General features: G+C 72.9%; 19 protein-coding genes. 9 read left to right on the forward strand and 10 right to left on the reverse strand.

The window, feature by feature from the left end; genetic code table 11:
* Position 1: 1 nt before the first annotated feature.
* Together H566_RS0111190 and H566_RS0111195 are read right to left on the reverse strand one after the other, a co-directional pair.
* Positions 2-1,645, reverse strand: coding sequence for a (2,3-dihydroxybenzoyl)adenylate synthase (locus H566_RS0111190; RefSeq protein ID WP_034411464.1), 1,644 nt, complete (start codon positions 1,643-1,645; stop codon positions 2-4).
* Between the two features lie 114 nt (positions 1,646-1,759).
* Positions 1,760-2,530 carry an SDR family NAD(P)-dependent oxidoreductase gene (locus H566_RS0111195; RefSeq protein WP_028311511.1) on the reverse strand — a complete coding sequence of 257 codons (771 nt, stop codon included), beginning with the start codon at positions 2,528-2,530 and terminating at the stop codon, positions 1,760-1,762.
* 257 nt (positions 2,531-2,787) lie between these two features.
* Between H566_RS0111195 and H566_RS24490 the strand changes: the two genes are divergently transcribed.
* The 6 genes from H566_RS24490 (at position 2,788) to H566_RS24505 (ending at position 9,866) form a co-directional block, all read left to right on the forward strand.
* Positions 2,788-4,995, forward strand: coding sequence for a TonB-dependent receptor (locus tag H566_RS24490; RefSeq protein WP_245591346.1), 2,208 nt, complete (start codon positions 2,788-2,790; stop codon positions 4,993-4,995).
* Position 4,996: 1 nt separating this feature from the next.
* The gene (locus H566_RS24495) at positions 4,997-6,040 is read left to right on the forward strand and encodes an alpha/beta hydrolase (RefSeq protein WP_051378650.1); all 1,044 of its coding nucleotides are present in this window, start codon (positions 4,997-4,999) and stop codon (positions 6,038-6,040) included.
* 53 nt (positions 6,041-6,093) lie between these two features.
* On the forward strand, positions 6,094-6,369 hold the full coding sequence (locus tag H566_RS24500) for a hypothetical protein (RefSeq protein WP_034411466.1): 276 nt from the start codon (positions 6,094-6,096) through the stop codon (positions 6,367-6,369).
* The gene (locus H566_RS0111215; protein ID WP_028311512.1) at positions 6,366-6,665 is read left to right on the forward strand and encodes a hypothetical protein; all 300 of its coding nucleotides are present in this window, start codon (positions 6,366-6,368) and stop codon (positions 6,663-6,665) included. The genes H566_RS24500 and H566_RS0111215 overlap by 4 nt, the downstream gene beginning before the upstream one ends.
* A gap of 10 nt (positions 6,666-6,675) precedes the next feature.
* Positions 6,676-8,331 carry a PepSY-associated TM helix domain-containing protein gene (locus tag H566_RS0111220; protein ID WP_028311513.1) on the forward strand — a complete coding sequence of 552 codons (1,656 nt, stop codon included), beginning with the start codon at positions 6,676-6,678 and terminating at the stop codon, positions 8,329-8,331.
* 350 nt (positions 8,332-8,681) lie between these two features.
* A complete protein-coding gene (locus H566_RS24505) occupies positions 8,682-9,866 on the forward strand; it encodes a lactonase family protein (RefSeq protein ID WP_156924394.1) in 1,185 nt (394 codons plus the stop codon).
* A 76-nt stretch (positions 9,867-9,942) separates the two neighbouring features.
* Here H566_RS24505 and H566_RS0111230 read toward each other — a convergent pair whose 3' ends face one another.
* Both H566_RS0111230 and H566_RS24510 read right to left on the reverse strand, forming a co-directional pair.
* Positions 9,943-10,125 (reverse strand): anti-sigma factor family protein, encoded by a 183-nt coding sequence (locus H566_RS0111230; RefSeq protein ID WP_028311514.1) that lies wholly within the window; start codon positions 10,123-10,125, stop codon positions 9,943-9,945.
* Positions 10,122-10,832 carry a sigma-70 family RNA polymerase sigma factor gene (locus tag H566_RS24510; RefSeq protein WP_084545004.1) on the reverse strand — a complete coding sequence of 237 codons (711 nt, stop codon included), beginning with the start codon at positions 10,830-10,832 and terminating at the stop codon, positions 10,122-10,124. The genes H566_RS0111230 and H566_RS24510 overlap by 4 nt, the downstream gene beginning before the upstream one ends.
* A gap of 191 nt (positions 10,833-11,023) precedes the next feature.
* Between H566_RS24510 and H566_RS0111240 the strand changes: the two genes are divergently transcribed.
* A complete protein-coding gene (locus H566_RS0111240; RefSeq protein WP_028311515.1) occupies positions 11,024-11,740 on the forward strand; it encodes a response regulator transcription factor in 717 nt (238 codons plus the stop codon).
* 96 nt (positions 11,741-11,836) lie between these two features.
* On the opposite strand, the gene H566_RS27460 is transcribed toward H566_RS0111240, so the two are convergent.
* Complete coding sequence (locus tag H566_RS27460) at positions 11,837-12,691, reverse strand: anti-sigma factor family protein (protein ID WP_051378652.1); 855 nt, start codon at positions 12,689-12,691, stop codon at positions 11,837-11,839.
* Positions 12,688-13,260 (reverse strand): sigma-70 family RNA polymerase sigma factor, encoded by a 573-nt coding sequence (locus tag H566_RS24520; RefSeq protein WP_051378653.1) that lies wholly within the window; start codon positions 13,258-13,260, stop codon positions 12,688-12,690. The genes H566_RS27460 and H566_RS24520 overlap by 4 nt, the downstream gene beginning before the upstream one ends.
* 221 nt (positions 13,261-13,481) lie before the next feature.
* On the opposite strand from H566_RS24520, the gene H566_RS0111255 reads away from it, so the two are divergent.
* Positions 13,482-14,372 carry a metallophosphoesterase family protein gene (locus H566_RS0111255; RefSeq protein WP_034411468.1) on the forward strand — a complete coding sequence of 297 codons (891 nt, stop codon included), beginning with the start codon at positions 13,482-13,484 and terminating at the stop codon, positions 14,370-14,372.
* A 3-nt stretch (positions 14,373-14,375) separates the two neighbouring features.
* The gene (locus H566_RS0111260; protein WP_028311517.1) at positions 14,376-14,762 is read left to right on the forward strand and encodes a cupredoxin domain-containing protein; all 387 of its coding nucleotides are present in this window, start codon (positions 14,376-14,378) and stop codon (positions 14,760-14,762) included.
* A gap of 83 nt (positions 14,763-14,845) precedes the next feature.
* Here H566_RS0111260 and H566_RS24525 read toward each other — a convergent pair whose 3' ends face one another.
* The 4 genes from H566_RS24525 to H566_RS24530 all read right to left on the reverse strand — a co-directional run bounded on the left by H566_RS24525 (position 14,846) and on the right by H566_RS24530 (position 17,880).
* The gene (locus tag H566_RS24525; RefSeq protein WP_211238076.1) at positions 14,846-15,430 is read right to left on the reverse strand and encodes an EamA family transporter; all 585 of its coding nucleotides are present in this window, start codon (positions 15,428-15,430) and stop codon (positions 14,846-14,848) included.
* 97 nt (positions 15,431-15,527) lie between these two features.
* Complete coding sequence (locus H566_RS29625; protein ID WP_211238077.1) at positions 15,528-15,776, reverse strand: hypothetical protein; 249 nt, start codon at positions 15,774-15,776, stop codon at positions 15,528-15,530.
* 10 nt (positions 15,777-15,786) lie between these two features.
* Positions 15,787-16,488 (reverse strand): glutathione S-transferase family protein, encoded by a 702-nt coding sequence (locus H566_RS0111270; RefSeq protein WP_028311518.1) that lies wholly within the window; start codon positions 16,486-16,488, stop codon positions 15,787-15,789.
* A gap of 120 nt (positions 16,489-16,608) precedes the next feature.
* Positions 16,609-17,880, reverse strand: coding sequence for a hypothetical protein (locus tag H566_RS24530; RefSeq protein WP_051378654.1), 1,272 nt, complete (start codon positions 17,878-17,880; stop codon positions 16,609-16,611).
* Positions 17,881-17,907 lie beyond the last annotated feature (27 nt).

Here is a 17,907-nt window from a genome sequence, read left to right on the forward strand (position 1 = left end):
CTCAGGCCGCCTGCAATGCGCGCTCGGCCACGATCACGACCAGATCCTTCTTCGACACCTTGCCGAAGCTCGACAGCGGAAAGCCGTCGAAGATCTCCAGCCGCTCGGGCAGCTTGAAGCGCGCGATCTCCTGCTGCTCCAGGAAGGCCACAAGCTCGGCGAACGCCAGCTGCCGCCCCGGCCGCAGCACGACGCAGGCGCAGTTGCGCTCGCCCAGCGTCGGGCAGGGCACGGGCACGCAGGCCACGTTCTGCACCGCCGGATGCATGAGGATGAGGTTCTCGATCTCCTCGGCGCTGATCTTCTCGGCGCCGCGGTTGATGAGGTCCTTCTTGCGCCCCTCGACCATGTAGTTGCCCGAGGGATGCTGGCGCATCAGGTCGCCCGAGCGGTAGAAGCCATCGGGCGTGAAGGCCCGTGCATTGTGTTCGTCGGCGCGGAAGTAGCCGCGCAGCGTGTAAGGCCCGCGGCAGCACAGCTCGCCGACCTCGCCGGGCGCGACCGGCCGGTCGTCCTCGCCGAGCAGCATCACCTCGTCGTCGGGGCAGATCGGGCGGCCGACGGTCTCGAGCCGCACGTCAGCCGGGTCATCGAGGCGCACGAACATGAGCAGGCCCTCGGCCATGCCGAAGTTCTCCTGCACCGTGCAGCCGGGCAGCAGCGCCTGGGTGCGCCTGCGCGTCTCCGGTTGCAGGCGCTGGCCGCCGCTCTGGATCACGCGCACCGAGCCGAGGTCGAAGCGGCCCGCGAGCGGGCTCTCGATCCAGCGGATCAGCAGCGCCGGCACCACGTGGATATGGGTGACGCGATGCCGCTCGACCAGCGGAAACACCTGCTCCGGCGCGGTACTCGTGTGCAGCACCACCGCGCAGCCCTTGCCGAGAAAGCCTTGCAGGCCGGGACAGGCCAGCGGCAGGTTGTGACCGATCGGCAGCACGTCGAGCAGCACGTCGCCCTCGCGCACGCCGCACACCGACACCGCGAGCCGCGAGTTGAACAGGTAGTCGTTGTGCGTGCGCGGGATGAGCTTGGGCACACCCGTCGTGCCGCCCGACAGCAGGAAAAGCGCGGGCGAGTCGGGGTCGATGACGATCGCGTCCATGTCGGACGGCGCGCGCGTCGCCGGGCGGTCGATGAGCTCGGTGAGCGACACGAAGCCCTCGGGCGCCCGGCCGAGCACGATGCCGAAGCGCAGGCAGGCGTGCCGCTCGCGCAGGCGCCCGACCATCTCGGTGTACGAGAAGTCCTTGGCGACGTCGGGCGTGACCGTGGCCACGGCCTCGGCCAGGCCGACGAAATGATTCATCTCCCGGAAGCGGTGCGGCGGCAGCGCGAGCACCGGCATCGCGCCGATCTTCTGGAGCGCGAAGTGCAGGTACACGAACTCGATCACGTTCGGCATCTGCACGACGAGGCGGTCGCCCGGCCCGATGCCGAGGTCGAGCAGGTTGAGCGCGAGGTTGGTGGAGCGCGCGTCCAGCTCGGCGAAGCTCACGCTGCGGGTCGCGTCGATGAGGGCGGTGCGCTCGGCGTGCTCGGCACACCAGGCGCGGAAGTCGTCGCGCATCGCGCGGTCCTGCCAGTAGCCGCGCTCGCGGTAGCGCCGGGCGAAGTCGGACGGAAAGGGGGTGACACCGGACAGCATGGTCGGTCTCCTCGGAAGGCTGGGGCGGCGCGGCGGCATGGCCGTCGCGGAAGGAAGGCGCTGGGCGAAGAAGGCGCCGGCCGGCGGGGAGACCGCCCGGCGCGCAGGCCGCGCTCAGGTCACGGAGGCGAAGCCGCCGTCGATCACGAACACCTGGCCAGTCATGAAGTGCATCGAGGTGGCGATCGAGACCACGACCTCGGCCACGTCGTCGGCGGTGACACAGCGCTTGAGCGGCGTGGCCTTGGCGCGGCGCTCCATCAGGCGGTCGTAGTTGTCGCCGAGGGCACGTTCCATCCAGTCGCCCTCCATCCAGCCCGGCGCGATCGCGTTGACGCGGATGGCCGGGCCGAGCGCGCCTGCAAGCGTCTGCGTCATCGAGACGATGGCCGCCTTGCTGGCCGAGTAGGGCAGGGGCTGGGGGCCGGGGCGCAGCCCGACGATGCTCGCGGTATTGATGACGGTCGCCTTCGGCCGGGCGCGCAGCAGCCGCGTCGCATGCTTGGTCACGAGGAAGGTGCCGCGCACGTTCACCGCGAACACGCGATCGAAATCCTCCACCGCGACGGTGTCGAACTTCGCCGGCGGCGTGTCGATCGTTGTGCCGGCGTTGTTGTGCAGCAGGTCGAGCCGACCGCCGTAGGCCTCGGCGACGGCGTCGATCATCGCCACCACCTCGCGTTCCTGGCTCACGTCGCCCCGGATGACGGCGACCTTCGCGCCGGCGTCGCGCGCGGCCGCCTCGGTCACGCGGATCTCCTTCTCGCTGCGGCTGTAGTTGAGCGCGAGGTCGTAGCCCGCCTTCGCGAGCGCCACCGCCGACGCGCGGCCGATGCCGGTGGATGCGCCCGTCACCAGCGCCACGCGCTTGCCTTGTCCGTCCATGTCCCGCTCCTTCTTGGTGAATCTGAATCAAAAGTGATCGTGATCAGATTAAGTGCGCGACCGGAGGCGGGGCAAGACGGCTTGCGGGTATCTACGCGGGAGGGAAAACGGCAATCGTCGATCGCCGCTCAAATGTGATCGAGATCGGAATCAGTCGTGAGCGGGGCGGAAACGCGGCAGAGATGTAACAAGGCGTCTTTCCATGCATCATAGTTAATGATAATCGTTCGCATTTAACAAGACCAACGAGGCATGCCTTGACTCCGCTTTTCCGCCCCAGCGCGCAGCCGCGCGCCGTCCTGACGTCGATCGCGCTCGCGGCCCGCGTCGTTTCCGCCTCGGTCGTCGCGGGCGCCGCGCTCGGCGCCGCGCCCGCAATGGCCCAGGCCGCCACGAGTGACGCGAACGCGCCGGTACTGCCCGCCGTCAAGGTCGCCGCGCGCAAGGAGTCCGCCACCGACCTGCCGGCTGCCCAGGCAGGCGGACAGGTGGCGCGTGGCGCCCGCGTGGGCCTGCTCGGCAACCTCGACGTGATGGACACGCCGTTCAATCTCACCGCCTACACCGCCGAGCTGATCGAGAACCAGCAGGCGCGCACGCTCGCGGAGGTATTCGCCAACGATCCGTCGGTGCGCTTCACGACCTCGTCGGGCCATGCCTACGAGAACTTCCGGGTGCGCGGCTTCGACGTGAACGCGGGCGATCTCGCGATCGACGGGCTGTTCGGCCTCGCGCCGGTCGGCCATGTGCCGACCGAGATGTTCGAGCGCGTCGAGCTGCTCAAGGGCGCGAGCGCACTATTCACCGGCATGCCGCCCGGCGGCGGCGTGGGCGGCGTGGTGAACCTGGTGCCCAAGCGCGCCGGCAGCGAGCCGCTCACGCGCGTGACGGTCGGCTACCAGTCGGAAGGGCAGGTCGGCACGAGCGTCGATGTCGGCCGCCGCTTCGGCCCCGACGACAGCCTGGGCCTGCGCCTGAACGGCGCCTACAGCGATGGCGAGACCAGCGTCGACGGCCAGTCGAAGAAGCGCAAGTTCGCGTCCGCCGCCTTCGACTACCGCAACCGCGATCTGGTCGCCTCGCTCGACGCCTACTACAGCAAGGAATCGTTCAAGGGCGGCACGCCGGCGATGTACTGGTTCTCGACCACCACGATTCCCAAGGCGCCGAAGGGCAGCGCCAACCAGTTCCCGAACGCCTGGGGCGACCTCGAAAGCAAGGCCGCGATCGCCCGCGCGAGCTACGACTTCACGCCCGCGCTGTCGGCCTTCGCCGCGGTGGGCGTCATGCAGCACGACTACGCCGGGATGATCAACGGCACGCATGCGCGCCAGATCCAGGCCAACGGCAACTACACCGGCCGCATGGTGGCCCAGCTCGGCTACACCGACAGCCTGTCGGCCGAGGCCGGACTGCGCGCGAGCGTCTCGACCGGCGCCGTCGCCCACGAGTTCGTGCTGCAGGGCAGCCGCCTCGGCCAGGAGAACGGCAGCGGCTCCAATCTCTCGACCTACAGCTCCAACATCTACGACCCGGTGGTCTGGGCGATGCCTGCGCTCCCGCTCAGCTCGCCCAAGACCAGCGAGGTCACGCTGTCGAGCCTGGCGCTGGTCGACACGATGTCGATGCTGTCGGACCGGCTCAGGCTCATCGTCGGCCTGCGTCACCAGCGCGTCGAGACGACCAACTACAGCAGCACCACGGGCTTGGCGGTCCAGCCGGTGTACGACAAGTCGGCCCTCACGCCGTCGGTCGCGGTGGTGGTCAGGCCCTGGGCGGCGGATGTCTCGCTCTATGCCAACTACGTGCAGGGTCTGAGCAAGGGCGACAGCGTGACGACGGTGACGCCCGCGCTCATCTTCGCGCCCTACAAGACCGAGCAGGAGGAGGTCGGCGTCAAGTGGAACGCCGCCGGCTTCGGCAACACGGCGAGCCTGTTCCAGATCACGCGGCCCACGCTCATCAGCCATGGCAGCGGCGGCGACATCAGCTATTCCGACGGCGGCGAGAAACGCGTGCGCGGCCTCGAATGGAACACCTTCGGCGAGGTGATGCCGGGCCTGCGCCTGCTCGGCGGCGCCACCTACACGCAAGGCATCCAGACCAGGACCACCGACGACCTCTACAACGGCAAGGCCGCCGTCGGCGCGCCGCGCTGGCAGGGCAACCTCGGCACCGAATGGGACGCGCCCTGGCTCGCGGGCCTCACGCTCACGGGCCGCGTCACGGCCACGAGCAGCCAGTACCTCGACTCGGCCAACACCCAGCGCATCGCCGGCTGGGGCGTGCTCGACGCCGGCGCGCGCTACGCCACGCGCATCGACGGCCGGCGCGTGGTGCTGAGACTCAACGTCAACAACCTGTCCAACCGCGCCTACTACTCGGGCAGCTTCAGCGACAGCACGCCGATCGCCACGCTCGGCGCGGCGCGCAGCGTCATGACCTCGGCCAGCGTGGACTTCTGACATGGCCGCCCCTTCCTTCGCGGCATCGCTCGCGCTCGCGCTGACAGCGCTTGCAGGCCCGGCCGGCGCGATGACGGCCGCGGGCGACGCGCCGGTCATGGCCACCGGCGCGGGGCCGGCCCCCGCGGCCCGCCTCGCCGACGCCAGCCACCGTTCGGACCGCGCGCCGGCCGACGCGCCCGTCGTGCTGCCCGCCGCGCGCCAGTTCGACCTCACGGCGCGCGCCAACGGCCAGCGCTACCGCATCTTCGTGGCCGTGCCCGACACGCCCGCGCCGCCCGCCGGCCATCCGGTGCTCTACGTGCTCGACGGCAACGCCGCCTTTCCGGTCGCGGCCTTTCTCGCGCGCGGCGCCGCGCGGCGCCAGGACGAGACCGGCCTCGCGCCGCCGATCGTGGTCGGCATCGGCTACCCCGACGCCACCGACTTCGACGTCGCCGCGCGCCGGCGCGACTACACGCCCGGCCCGGTCGCTCCGGACACGGTCGGCGCGCCCGGCAGGCCCGCCGGCGCCGATGGCGTCGCGCGTTCCGCCGACGCGGCCGAGGCGGGTGGCGCCGACCGCTTCCTCGACTTCATCGAGCACGAGCTGCGACCGCTGATCGCGGCGCGCCACCCGGTCGATCCGGCGCGCCAGGCGCTGTTCGGCCATTCCTTCGGTGGACTGCTGGTCGTGCATGCGCTGTTCACGCGGCCGGCGCTGTTCTCGACCTGGCTCGCGTCCAGCCCCTCGATCTGGTGGGACGACCGCCGCGTACTGCGCGACCAGCCCGGGCCCGATGCCGGCCGCGCGCCGGCGCGGGTGCAGATCAGCGTCGGCGCGCTGGAGGACGACCCGCCGCCGCCCACGCTCGCGCCCGAGCTGCGCGCGCTGATCGCCACGCGCCAGATGATCCCGCCCGCGCGCGAGCTGGCCGCCGGACTGCGCGCGCTGCCCGGCTGGGCCGACCAGGTCGCCTTTCACGAGCTGGCCGGCGAGGACCACGGCCCGGTCTGGCTGCCCGCGCTGAGCCGGGGCATGCAGACCTTCCTCGCCCAACCCTGAACCGGCGCGCGCGGCCCCGACCGGGTAGCGCGCGCCCATCCGGACTTCCGACGATGACTTCCTTCCTCCTTCTCGGCCTCGGCGCGGTGCTCGCGGGCAGCGCCGGCTTCTATCTCGCGTCGCCGCATCAGCGCCTGCGCGCGGCACCGCTGCCCGCGCGACCCGCGCGCGGCGCCGGCACGGCGCTGCTGCTGCTCGGCCTGCTCGCGCTCGGCCAGACGATGCAGGCCATCACCGCCGTCTTCGTGTTCCTGACCGCGCTCATGCTCGCGCTCGTGCTGCTGCCGCACGCGGGCGCGCTCGTCGCCCGGCCGCGAGGCCGCTCGTGAGCGCCGCCGGCAAGCCCCCGCCGATCGCGCGCGACTGGACCGCCAGGACCCTGGCCGGGCTGCTGCTCGGCTTCGGCCTCGCCCTCGGATGCAGCGGCGTGCTCGCGCAACTGCTGGCGGCGCTGCCGCTCGCGCTGCGCGGCCAGCTCGCGATGTGGCTCGTCGTGCCGCTGTGGTTCGTCGCCTTCGGCGCGAGCGGGTTCTTCACGAGCGGACTGCGCGCCTGGCTGTGGCTCGGCGGCGCCAACCTGCTGGCCTGGGGCGCCTGGGGCGCGCTGCGGCTGGCCCAGAACTGAGGCGGCATTCATGCGAACCGACTACGTGCGCATCTACAAGTCGGTCCACACCTGGACCGGCATCCTGAGCGGCATGGCGCTGTTCATTGCCTTCTACGCGGGCGCGTTCACGGTGTTCAAGGAACCGATCTCGCGCTGGGCCTCGCCTCCGGCGGTCGAGGCCGCGCTGCCGCTGGCCGACGCCGGCCCGCTGGTCGTGCAAACCCTTGCAGCCCGGCCCGACGCGGCGCGCGAGTTCACCGTCCACCTGCGCGAGGCCGAGCATCTGCCCGGCCGGCTCGAATGGCAGCTGCGCGCGCCCGGCGGCGACGACCATGACGAACGCGGCGCGCGCCATTACGTCGCCACGCTCGACGCCGGCAGCGCGCGCGTGAGCGAGTTCCAGCCCGCGCCGGTCGCCGGCTTCATCGACGTGCTGCACCGCGTGATCGGCCTGCCCGTCGACAGCGATCCGAACCGCTGGGTCATGGGCGTGATCGCCACGCTCTACGCGCTCGCGCTGTTCTCGGGCGTGGTGGTGCTGCTGCCCTCGCTCGTGAAGGACCTGTTCGCGCTGCGCGTGGGGCCCAATCTCAAGCGCATGTGGCTCGACGCGCACAACGCCGTCGGCCTCATGAGCCTGCCCTTCCATGTGGTGATGGCGGTGACGGCGGCGGTGTTCGCCTTCCACGACGGCATCTATGCCTTGCAGGACCGGCTGTTCCATGACGGCCGCTTCGGCGCGGCGGTGCAGGGGCCGGGCGTCGCTACCCCGGCCGCGACGCCGCCGCGCGATCCGGCCACGATGCTGGCGCCGACCGAGCTGGTGGCGCGGGCGCGCGAACTGTCGCCGGGCTTCGTGCCGACCCAGCTCCAGTACCAGAAGGTGACCGGCCCGAAGCCGGTGGTGCGCGTCTGGGGGCGCGACGAGGCAGCGGTGTCGCCGCGCGCGCGGGGCGGCTTCGTCGCGCTCGATCCGTACAGCGGCAAGGTGATGAACGCCGACTTCCTGCCCGGCCGCCAGAGCGCGCCCAATCTCGTCATCAGCAGCCTGTTCGCGCTGCACATGGCGGCCTTCGGCGGCACGGCGGTGCAATGGATGTACTTCGCGCTCGGCCTCGCGGGCGCCTGGCTGTTCTACAGCGGCAACCTGCTGTGGATCGAATCGCGCCGCAAGCGCGCGCCGAAGCAGGGCGGCGCGCTGCCGGCCCAGCGCCGCGATGCCCGGCTGATGGCGGCCGCGACGATCGGGGTCTGCCTCGGCTGCGTGTGCGGCATCTCGCTCACGCTGCTGGCGGCCAAGTGGCTGCACGGTCGCGTGGCCGACCTGCATGCCTGGCATGTCGGGCTGTACTACGCAGCCTTCCTCGGCGCGATCGGCTGGGCCTTCGCGCGGGGCGCGGGGCGCGCGGCCGTGCATCTGCTGTGGCTCGCGGCGGCGCTCGCGTTCGCGATTCCGCTCACGACGCTGGCAGGCTGGCTCGCGCCGGGCCTCGGGCTCTGGGCCCATGGCTCGGCGGCGGCGCTGGGGGTGGATCTGACGGCGCTTGCAGGCGCGGGCGCGCTGGCGCTGATGGCGCGGGCGGCGGCGCGCCGGATGCGCGCGGGGCCGCCGGACAGTGTCTGGGCGGCGCGGCCGGCCACGGCTTCGCCGATCGATGGCGCCACGGTGCCGAACGCGGGCTGAAACGGCCGGGCGCCGCACGCGGTCCTTCGCACCGTCGCGGCGGCGCCCGCCTCGGCGCGCCAGGCGACCGCCGTGAACGACACGAAGGACCAGCCCGCGTTGGCGCCGATCACGCCGCGTCCGCCCGGGCCGAGTGGAATCGCCACGGGTCGGCGGCCGGCGAAGGCGTTGCCGGACGCCGATTCGCGAAGCAATCGCGCGGGATTGCGTCGGCCGTGACCGGCGCGCGAGGCTTTGTTGAAACTTCCGTGAGGACTGGCCGGTTGCGCCTTCCGATCATCGGCGGCGACCGCGCCTCGCGCGGCGTTCCCGCGCCACCGGCGCGCCACAACCGCAGATCGGAACCGACCATGCAAACGCTTTCAATCCGGCCGCTCGCGCCCGTCGCGCTGGCCCTCGCCCTCGCCGCGCCGCTGGCCGGCGCCCAGGCCCATGACTTCCTCGCGCACGACTTCGATGTCGGCGGCATCGTCTACGTGATGACCAATGCGGCCGGCGGCAACCGCATCCTCAGCTATGCGCGCGCGCCGGGCGGCAAGCTCCAGGCACTGCCGTCGGCCACGGTCGACACCGGCGGACTCGGCGGCAGCGGCAATGCGGCGGTCGATCCGCTCGGCTCCCAGCATTCGCTGGTGTACGACCCGGCGTCGCGGCTGCTGTTCGCGGTGAACGCGGGCGACAACACGGTGTCGGTATTCGCGCCCGGCAATTTCGGCGGCAAGCCGCGTCGCACCGCGCTCGTGTCCTCGGGCGGGAACATTCCGGTGAGCCTGGCCGTGGCCGACGGCGTGCTGCACGTGCTGAACGCGGGCGGTACCGGCCGCATCACCAGCTTCGTGATCGGCCCCGACGGCAGCCTGCTGCGCAAGGGCACGGTTGACCTGGGGCTGGCCAATGCCACGAGCATCCCGTTCGCGCAGATTCCGGCGCCGGGCGACATCGGCGTCGATGCGCTGTCGCGCCGCCTCATCGTCACGCACGCGGGCGGCGGGCGGCTGTTCAGCTTCGATCTCGACGAGGCGGGCCTGCCGACCGGCGCGCCGGCGATCACGCCCGCGCCCGGCGCGGCGCCGTTCTCGTTCGCGGTCACGCCCTACGGCTCGGTGCTCGTGGCCGAGGCCGGCAGCGGCGCTGTCAGCAGCTTCGACGTGCCGCCCACGCCGGCCTCGACCCTGCTGCTCAACACCGCCACGGTGGCCAACGGCCAGGCCGCGACCTGCTGGATCGTGGCCGACGCCGACGGCCATGCCTATGTCGCCAACACCGCCTCGGGCACCGTGAGCGAATACCGGTACAAGCGCGGCGGCGGGCTGGAACTGGTCAACGCCGTGGCGGCCCGCCCCGGCGGCGCGCCGACCGACATCACGCTCGCGGGCCGGGGCCGCTACCTCTACGCGCTCAGTCCGGCGGCCGGCTCGGTGAGCGGCTATGTGATCAACCGCGAATCAGGCGCGCTGCAATCGGTCGCGGCTGTCACCGGCCTGCCGGCGAACCAGGGTCTCCAGGGCATCGCGGCACGCGACTTCTTCGAGTGACGGCGCAACCCGTCGCGCGCGGCGAGGCTCCGGCGCCGCCACGACCGGCCTTCGCCCGGCGCGCGCGGCGGCGCATTCATTCCCGCGCCCGGCCCTCGCCGCGCCGGGCGGCGAGCAGGCGCAGCAGGCCGATCTGCTCGCGGTAGCGCGCGCAGCGGCGGCAGTGGCCCAGATGGAGCAGCAGCCGCGCGCGCTCGACCGGGCCGAGCCGCGTATCGAGCGCGCGCGAACTGAGCGCGGCGGCGTCGCGGCATTTCATGCGCGCGGGCCCCAGCCGGCGTCGAGGCATTCGCGCAGCCGCAGCCGGGCGCGATGCAGGATCACGTGGCAGTTGCCGGGCGTGATGCCCAGCTCGGCGCAGATCTCCTCCACCTCCAGGCCGAGCAGCTCGCGCATCACGAACACGCGCGCGGTGCGTTGCGGCAGCTCGTCGAGCGCGGCCGCGAAGGCGGCGTCGAGCTGGCGCGATTCGAGCGCGCCGTCGGGCGCGACCGGCAGCACCGAGGGCGCGGCGCCGTCGCGCCAGGCGCCCCGGCCGTCGAACAGCGCGTCGAGCGCGTCGTTCCAGTCGTCGTTGTCGTCGATGACGCTGCCGATCGTCATGCAGCGATCGGCCTCGCGCAGCTGGTCGATGATGCGGTGACGCAGGATCGCGAACATCCAGGTGCGCAGGCTCGACCGGCCGGCAAAGCCGGCGCGCCCGCGCAAGGCGGCCTCGATCGCGTCCTGCACCGCGTCCTCGGCGGCGCCGGCGTCGCGCAGCTGCATGCGCGCATGGCGCAGCAGGTCGGGCCGCAGCGTGGCGATCATCTCGGGGGTGACGCGCGGGGCGGCGTCGGCGGGGGGCGGATCGGCCGACGCGGCGTCGGTACCGGGGCGGCGGTCGAGGGCGGCGGACCGCGTCGTGGCGTGGCCGTCGCGCTGGCCGCGAGCGGGCGGGGCGGGGGCGAGGAGGGTGGCGGTCATGGAGTCTCTCCGGCAGCCGAACGCCGCTCCGTCGCCATCGACGGATGTTTTGTAGCGGTCGTTCTGTTACCGTGATTGGACGGTGCCGCCGCCGGCCGAGTCCTCACGGAAGTGTCACGGCGCGCGTAAGAAATGCGCGCGCCGCGCGACACGGCCGGCAGCCATCACCGCCGCCCGCCCGGAGAACCACCATGACGCCTGCCACCCCAACGCCGCCGCGCCGCGTGCTGCTCGTCGAGGACGACGCGCACATCGCCGAGATCGTCCGCATGCATCTGTGCGACGAGGGCTATGCGGTCACCCACGCGGCCGACGGTCACGAGGGCGAGCGCCTGCTGGGCGCGGCGCGCTGGGACGCGGTGGTGCTCGACATCATGCTGCCGGGCATCGACGGGCTGGCGCTGTGCCGCCATGTGCGCGCGGGCGAGGGGTACACGCCGGTCATCATCACCAGCGCGCGCTCGGGCGAGGTGCACCGCATCCTCGGCCTGGAGCTGGGCGCCGACGACTATCTGGCCAAGCCGTATTCGGTGTTCGAACTGGTGGCGCGGGTGCGCGCGCTGCTGCGCCGGGCCGATGCGCTGGCGCGGCGCACGCGGCCCTCGGGCAGCGTGGTGGCCGGCGCGCTGCGCATCGAGCCGGCGGCGCGCGAGGCCTTTCTCGACGGCGCGGCGCTCGATCTGACGCCGCGCGAGTTCGATCTGCTGGAACTGTTCGCGCGCCATCCGGGCGAGGTGTTCTCGCGCGCCGACCTGCTCGACCGCGTCTGGGGCCATCGCTATGACGGCTACGAGCACACGGTCAACACCCACATCAACCGGCTGCGCAGCAAGATCGAGCCGAATCCGGCCGAGCCGACGCGGCTGCTGACGGTGTGGGGGCGCGGCTACAAGCTGGGCGCGGGCTGAACGTCGGCGGCGCAGACGTTCACGCGGCCAGGCGCCGCGCCGGCCGCGCGTACCGGCGCGGCGGCGCGACCGGCGAGGCTCAGCGCTCGGCCGGATTCAGCGCGCGCCGAGTCCGGCGGCGAGCCGCGCGCTCTCGTCGGCGCCGAGGTCGGACACGAGCACGCGGCGCATGCCGTCGCGCGCCCAGCGCTCGATGCGGTAGCCGCGCGCGTCGGCGCGGGCCAGCGCATGGTCCGGCCCCGGCTCGGGCCAGACGTAGAGATCGGCCTGATGCGCGCCGAGCCGATAGGCCAGCACCGCCACCGGCCGGCCCGCGACGTAATCGAGCCGGCCGCCGAGGAAGCTCGCGTCGGGCAGCGGCTGCTCGATCACCGGCGGCGCGAAGTCGAGCCGCGCGGCGAGCCAGGGCCGCACCTGATGGTGGTCGGACGAGGCGATGTCCACCACGCGCGCGGCGAGCGTGGCGCGGGCATGGCTGGCGACCAGTTCCTCGTCAAGCCGGCGCGCCTCGCCCGCGCCCGCGAGCGCGAATTGCAGCGCAACCGTGGCGACCGCCGAGAAGGCGAGCGCGCCGGCCCAGGGCCGCCACGCGAACCAGCCTGCCGGGGCCGATGCGCCCGGCGCGGCGGCCGGCTTGCGCCTCGGCCCAGGCGCGGGCGAGCCGGCCGGCGCGCTGGTCGCCGCGCCCGTGCCATCGGCCTTGCCCGCGCCACCGGCCTTGCCCGCGCCGTCGGGCACCAGCGCCGCGAGGCGCGCCCGCAACGCGGCCGGCGCCGCATGACGCTCGGCCTCGGCGCGCAGGCCGTCGCGCAGCGCGCGCAGCGCCTCGACCTCGGCGCGCAGGCCGGCATCGCGCGCGAGCCGTGCCTCGATCTCGAGGGTACGCGCGAGTTCGAGTTCGCCATCGACGAAGGCGCCAAGCTCGGCGCGGGAAACGGGGCTGTCGTTCATGGTTGGCAATCGTGGCGGCCGGCGCCGACGGCGCGCGGGCGCGGCTTCGCATCGGGATCGAGCGCCACGCGCAGCAGCGCGCGGCCTCGGGCGAGACGCGACATCACGGTGCCGACCGGCAGGTCTGCGATGGTGGCGATGTCGCGGTAGGACAGGTCTTCGAGTTCGCGCAGCACGATCACCTCTCGGTAGGCGACCGGCAGCGCCGCGAGCGCGGCATTGATGCGCGCGCGGTCGGCGCCGCGCAGCACGCGCGCATGCGGCTCGTCGCAGGCCGGCGCGGGCTGGTCGCGCCAGCGCGCGTCGTCCTCGTCGAGCGGCACGATCACGGCCGGCCGGTTCTCGGCCAGCCACGAAAAGCAGGTGTTGCGCACGATCTGGAGCAGCCAGGCGCGCGCGTTGTCGCCCCGGAAGGCGGCGAAGTAGCGCAGCGCGCGCAGCACGGCTTCCTGCACCACGTCGTCGGCATCGCTGTCGTTGCGCGTGAGCCAGCGCGCGAGGTTGTACGCGGCATCGAGATGCGGCAGGGCAAGGCGCTCGAAGCGCTTGAGGTCGGCGTCGTCGGTCACGTCGGAATCCCGGGGGTCTGCTTGCCATACCGCCGGAACTCGCCGCCTATTCCCGCGCCGGTCCGCCGGCCGTCGCGCGGGATGCGCGACCTGGCGCGATGGCAGGCGGCGCGGCGCCGCGCGACTTACAGCCGGCGCCGGCGCGGGAATGGAATCGGCCGCGCGCCGGTACTGCATCCCGAGCCGGGCGAGGTCGCCCGGCCAACCCACAGGGAGCAGTGATGAGCGCTATCGACAGACGACAATTCCTGCGGCTCGCGGGGCTCGGGGGCGCGGTGTTCGCCTCGGGTCTCGCGCGCACGCCGGCCGCGCGCGCGGCCGCCATGGCCAACGAAGATTTCTTCTTCGTGCAGCTTTCGGACACGCACTGGGGCTACGAAGGCCCGGCCAACCCCGATGCGCGCGGCACGCTGCCGAAGGCGATCGACGCGGTCAACGCGCTCGCCGACAAGCCCGACTTCATCGTCTTCACCGGCGACCTCACCCACACCACCGACGACCCGCGCGAGCGCCGCAAGCGCATGGCCGAGTTCCGCGACCACATCGCGCGGCTGGACGTGAAGACCGTGCGCCTCATGCCCGGCGAGCACGACGCCTCGCTCGACGCGGGCAAGGCCTTCCGCGAATTCTTCGGGCCGACCAGCTACAGCTTCGACCACAAGGGCGTGCATTTCATCGTGCTCGACAACGTGAGCGACCCGGGCGCGCGCCTGGGCGACGACCAGCTCGGCTGGCTGGAAAAGGAGCTTGCCGGCCAGCCCGCCGACGCGCGCATCGTGGTGTTCACGCACCGCCCGCTGTTCGACCTGTATCCGCAATGGGACTGGGCCACGCGCGATGGCGCGCGCGCCGTCGGGCTGCTGTCGGCGCGGCAGAACGTGACCGTGTTCTACGGCCACATCCATCACGAGCATCACCAGATGACGGGGCCGGTCGCGCACCACTCGGCCAGGTCGCTGATCTTTCCGCTGCCCGAGGCCGGCTCGCAACCCAAGCGCACGCCGCTGCCCTGGGATCCGGCCCAGCCCTATCGCGGCCTCGGCTTTCGCGAGGTGAAGGCCGCGCCCGCCGCGCCGGCCTATGCGCTGTCCGAATTTCCGATGAAGGCTTGAACCATGACGATCGAACGCCATCCGCAAGTCCCGCCATCGCGCCGCCGCCTGCTCGCCAGCGCCGCCGCGCTCTGCGCCGCCGCCAGCGTGGGCGGGCTCGCGCGCGCCGCGACCAAGCCGCGCGTGATCCCCGTGGTCGCGCGCAAGTTCGATTTCGTGCCGGCCGAGATCCGCGTGCGCCGGGGCGAGACGGTCACGCTCAGCCTGACCGCGCCCGAGGTGCCGATGGGCATCAACATCGCCGATCTGGGCGTGCGCGCCGACATCATCCCGGGCAAGCCGACGCTGCTCACGATCACGCCCGACAAGGCCGGCCGCTTCACCTTCCTGTGCGACGTGTTCTGCGGCACCGGCCATGAGGACATGAGCGGCGCGCTGATCGTGACCTGAGGCCGGCGCGGCCATGCAAGCCGTTGCATGGCCGCGTCACGCCCGCTCGCGCGGCGCCGGCACGCGGGCCGGCGGCGCAAGCGTCAGCGGCGCGCGGGCGCGCGCAGCGCGAGCGCCACACCCGTCAGCACGACCGCGCCGCAGGCCAGCGTGCGTGGCGCGAGCGGCTCGCCGAGCGCGAGCCCGCCGAGCGCGGTGATGACCGGCACCGACAGTTGCGCGGTGCCGGCCGCCGCCGTGCCGAGCGCGGGCAGGGCCGCATACCAGGCCGCGTAGCCGAGGCCGGAAGCGAGCGCGCCCGAGGCGAGCGCGCAGGCGACGCCAGCCGGCGCCGCCTCGACCGGCCCGGCGGCGAGCCAGCAGACGAGCGCCGGCAGGCTGCCGAGCGCGAAGTTGCGCGCGCTGTCGGCGAGCGCGTCGGCGCTGCCGCGTCCGGCCAGGGTGTAGCCGGCCCAGGCCAGACCCGCGCCCGCCATGAGCAGGGCCGGCGGCAGCGCGGGGGCGCTCGCGCCGGGCAGCAGCAGCGCGCCCAGCCCGCCGAGCGCGATCACCGCGCCCGCGAGCCGCGCGCCGCCGGCCGGCTCGCCGTGCCAACGCGCCGCGAGCAGCAACGCCGCCTGCACGCAGCCGAACAGGATCAGCGCGCCGGTCGCCGCGCCGAGCCGCACATAGGCGAAGGAAAAGCCGAGCGCATAGGCCGCGAGCGCGAGCGGCGCCAGCCGGCGGCGCGCCGACGCCGTCGTCGCGCTCGCCTCGCGGGTCGCGTCAAGAGCCGAGACCCGCGCCGGACCATCGCCCGCCCCGCGCCAGCCGCAGGTGCAGCAGCAAGGTCAGCATCAGCGCGCCCGCGACCATCCTGAGCAGCGTGAAGCCGGCCGGATCGATCAGGCCGCGCGCGAGCGCCACGCGGCACAGCAGCGAATTGGCCGCGAAGGCCAGCAGCGCGAAACCCGCGAGCAGCACCGGCCGCGCGCGCCCCGCCGGCCGATGCGCGCCGGCCGCGATCGTCGCCACGCGCGCCGCCTCAGGCCGCCGGCGGATAGTTGGACGGATAGAGCGCGCGCATCGCCTCCTCGTCCAGCTCGGTCTTGAAGACGTGGGCGCTGCCGATCTCACGCGCGCGGGCGGCGGCCGGGCGCGCGTCGATCGCGGCGAACCAGCGCTTCAGCTCGGGGAAGGGCGCGAGCGGATCGTCGTTGCCGAGCACGAATTTCGCGCGGTCGAGCCAGCCCCAGGCCGAGATGTCGGCGATCGTGTACTGCGCGCCGACGAGGAATTCGCGCCCCGCGAGCTGGCGGTCGAGCACCTCGTAATGGCGCTCGGCCTCGCGCCGGTAGCGGTTGATCGCGTAGGGCAGGGTCTCGGGCGCGACACGGCCGAAGTGCACCGCCTGTCCCGAGTAGGGCCCGACGCCGCTCGCGATGAACAGCAGCCAGGACAGCAGCTCGGGCCGGTCCTCGGGCGCGCCGAGCAGGCGGCCGGTCTTCTCGGCCAGGTAGAGCAGGATCGCGGTCGAGTCGAACACGCGCGCCTCGCGGCCGCCGGGGCCGTCGGTATCGACGATCGCGGGCAGCTTGCCGTTGGGGTTGATCGCGCGGAAGGCCGGCAGGTGCTGCTCGCCACGGCGCGTATCGACCGGCAGCAGCTCGAAGGGCAGGCCGGTCTCTTCCAGGAAGAGCGCGACCTTGAGCGGATTGGGCGTGGGGTGGAAGTGGAAGCGGATCATCACGGGCCTCGCAGTCGATGAGCAGCGCGCGGGCCTTCCGGGCCCGGCGCGCCGATGCGCGGAAACGGAAACGCGCCCGCGCCGGCCGCGCGGCCGGACACGGGCGCCGTCGCGCGCCGATCAGAGGAAGCGCGAGACGATCGGGCAGTTGACGATGAAGCCGGTCGAGCCGAACGGACCGCCGCCGGGGCCGGTGAGGAAGCCGCGCTGCACGTTGCCGAGGAACTCGAACTCGCCGGTCAGGCGGGCGCGGTAGTCATGGCTGACAGCGCTTGCAGTCCATTCACCGACGTTCAGATCCCAGAGCGGACTGTAGTCGGTGGCGACGGTCGGGATGCCGCCGAGCACGTTGAGCGGGCCGCCGTCGCCGCGCAGCGCGCTGTCGAAGCCCTGGCGCTGCGGATGCACTTCGCCGGCCACGTCGTTGCTCGCGCCGTTGACGACCGCGAACAGGCGCTCGACCGCGCTGAAGGCCGTGTCGTCGTTGCCGACCTTGATGTCGACCAGGCCCGGGGCGAGCGTGGCACCTTCCATCGCGGCGGGCAGCGCATGGCTGGCCTCGGTGCTCAGGTAGAGCACCGGCCGGCCGAAGCTGAAGCCGGTCGTGAGCGCGAGCGTGACCACGCGGTCGCGCGGGCAGATGCTGACCACCTTGTCATGCACGAGGTGGTAGTCGGCATTGCCGTTGCAGAAGGCGTCGAGCGTCGCGGCCGGCGTGCCGAAGGCGACGATCGGCGCGTTGTACACATGGCCGCCGATCATCGCGAGCGGGCTGTAGTCGGCATCGCCCACCGAGCCGGGCTGGAAGGCCGAGGGCGGGAAGGGATGCGGCTCGGCGCCGGGCGTGACCGCGTGCACGGGCGAGAAATCGACCCGGCCCGACTCGAACACCACCACGGTCTCGCCGTCGATGAGCTGCTGGCTCGCATGCCGCACGCCACGGCCGACGGCCGCATAGCTCAGCTTGGACGAGAAATTGATGCCGAGCGCGGCGGCGTTGGCCTCGTCGTCGGTGTCGGTGAGGATGTACCAGACGGTCTCGCCGGAGGCGAGCCTGCCCTTGTAGAGCGGCAGCGTGAGCCGGCCCTTCTCCTCGTCGAGCGTGCCGGCCTTGAGCAGCTGGTAGGGGCCGACCAGTTCCTTCTGCACGGTGGACGGCGCGGTGCCGAAGTAGGTGGCCGGCACGTCGGCGCCGATGGACGCGGGGGCGGGCTGGATCTCGGTGATGGCGGTCGGGTTCTGGATGGCGGTCACGCCGCTGGTGAGGTCGCCGCTGGCGGCGCCGGGGCTGACGTCGGGACCGGCGCTCGGCGCGGGGCTGTCGCCACCGCCGCCGCCACAGGCGGCCAGCGCGAGACTCATGAGCAGGGGTGCGAGATTGAGGGGCTTCACGGCTTTCTCCTGAAGAGGTGTGGGGCG

The sequence above is a fragment of the Derxia gummosa DSM 723 genome (genome assembly GCF_000482785.1).
In the GTDB taxonomy this organism is placed as follows: Bacteria; Pseudomonadota; Gammaproteobacteria; order Burkholderiales; family Burkholderiaceae_E; genus Derxia; species Derxia gummosa.

Excerpts from the sequence above, each read along its gene's own strand:
- H566_RS0111190 (WP_034411464.1), bottom strand. The coding sequence starts at position 1,645 with ATGCTGTCCGGTGTCACCCCCTTTCCGTCCGACTTCGCCCGGCGCTAC.
- H566_RS0111195 (WP_028311511.1), bottom strand. The coding sequence starts at position 2,530 with ATGGACGGACAAGGCAAGCGCGTGGCGCTGGTGACGGGCGCATCCACC.
- H566_RS24495 (WP_051378650.1), top strand. The coding sequence starts at position 4,997 with ATGGCCGCCCCTTCCTTCGCGGCATCGCTCGCGCTCGCGCTGACAGCG.
- H566_RS24500 (WP_034411466.1), top strand. The coding sequence starts at position 6,094 with ATGACTTCCTTCCTCCTTCTCGGCCTCGGCGCGGTGCTCGCGGGCAGC.
- H566_RS0111220 (WP_028311513.1), top strand. The coding sequence starts at position 6,676 with ATGCGAACCGACTACGTGCGCATCTACAAGTCGGTCCACACCTGGACC.
- H566_RS24505 (WP_156924394.1), top strand. The coding sequence starts at position 8,682 with ATGCAAACGCTTTCAATCCGGCCGCTCGCGCCCGTCGCGCTGGCCCTC.
- H566_RS0111230 (WP_028311514.1), bottom strand. The coding sequence starts at position 10,125 with ATGAAATGCCGCGACGCCGCCGCGCTCAGTTCGCGCGCGCTCGATACG.
- H566_RS24510 (WP_084545004.1), bottom strand. The coding sequence starts at position 10,832 with ATGACCGCCACCCTCCTCGCCCCCGCCCCGCCCGCTCGCGGCCAGCGC.
- H566_RS0111240 (WP_028311515.1), top strand. The coding sequence starts at position 11,024 with ATGACGCCTGCCACCCCAACGCCGCCGCGCCGCGTGCTGCTCGTCGAG.
- H566_RS27460 (WP_051378652.1), bottom strand. The coding sequence starts at position 12,691 with ATGAACGACAGCCCCGTTTCCCGCGCCGAGCTTGGCGCCTTCGTCGAT.
- H566_RS0111255 (WP_034411468.1), top strand. The coding sequence starts at position 13,482 with ATGAGCGCTATCGACAGACGACAATTCCTGCGGCTCGCGGGGCTCGGG.
- H566_RS0111260 (WP_028311517.1), top strand. The coding sequence starts at position 14,376 with ATGACGATCGAACGCCATCCGCAAGTCCCGCCATCGCGCCGCCGCCTG.
- H566_RS0111270 (WP_028311518.1), bottom strand. The coding sequence starts at position 16,488 with ATGATCCGCTTCCACTTCCACCCCACGCCCAATCCGCTCAAGGTCGCG.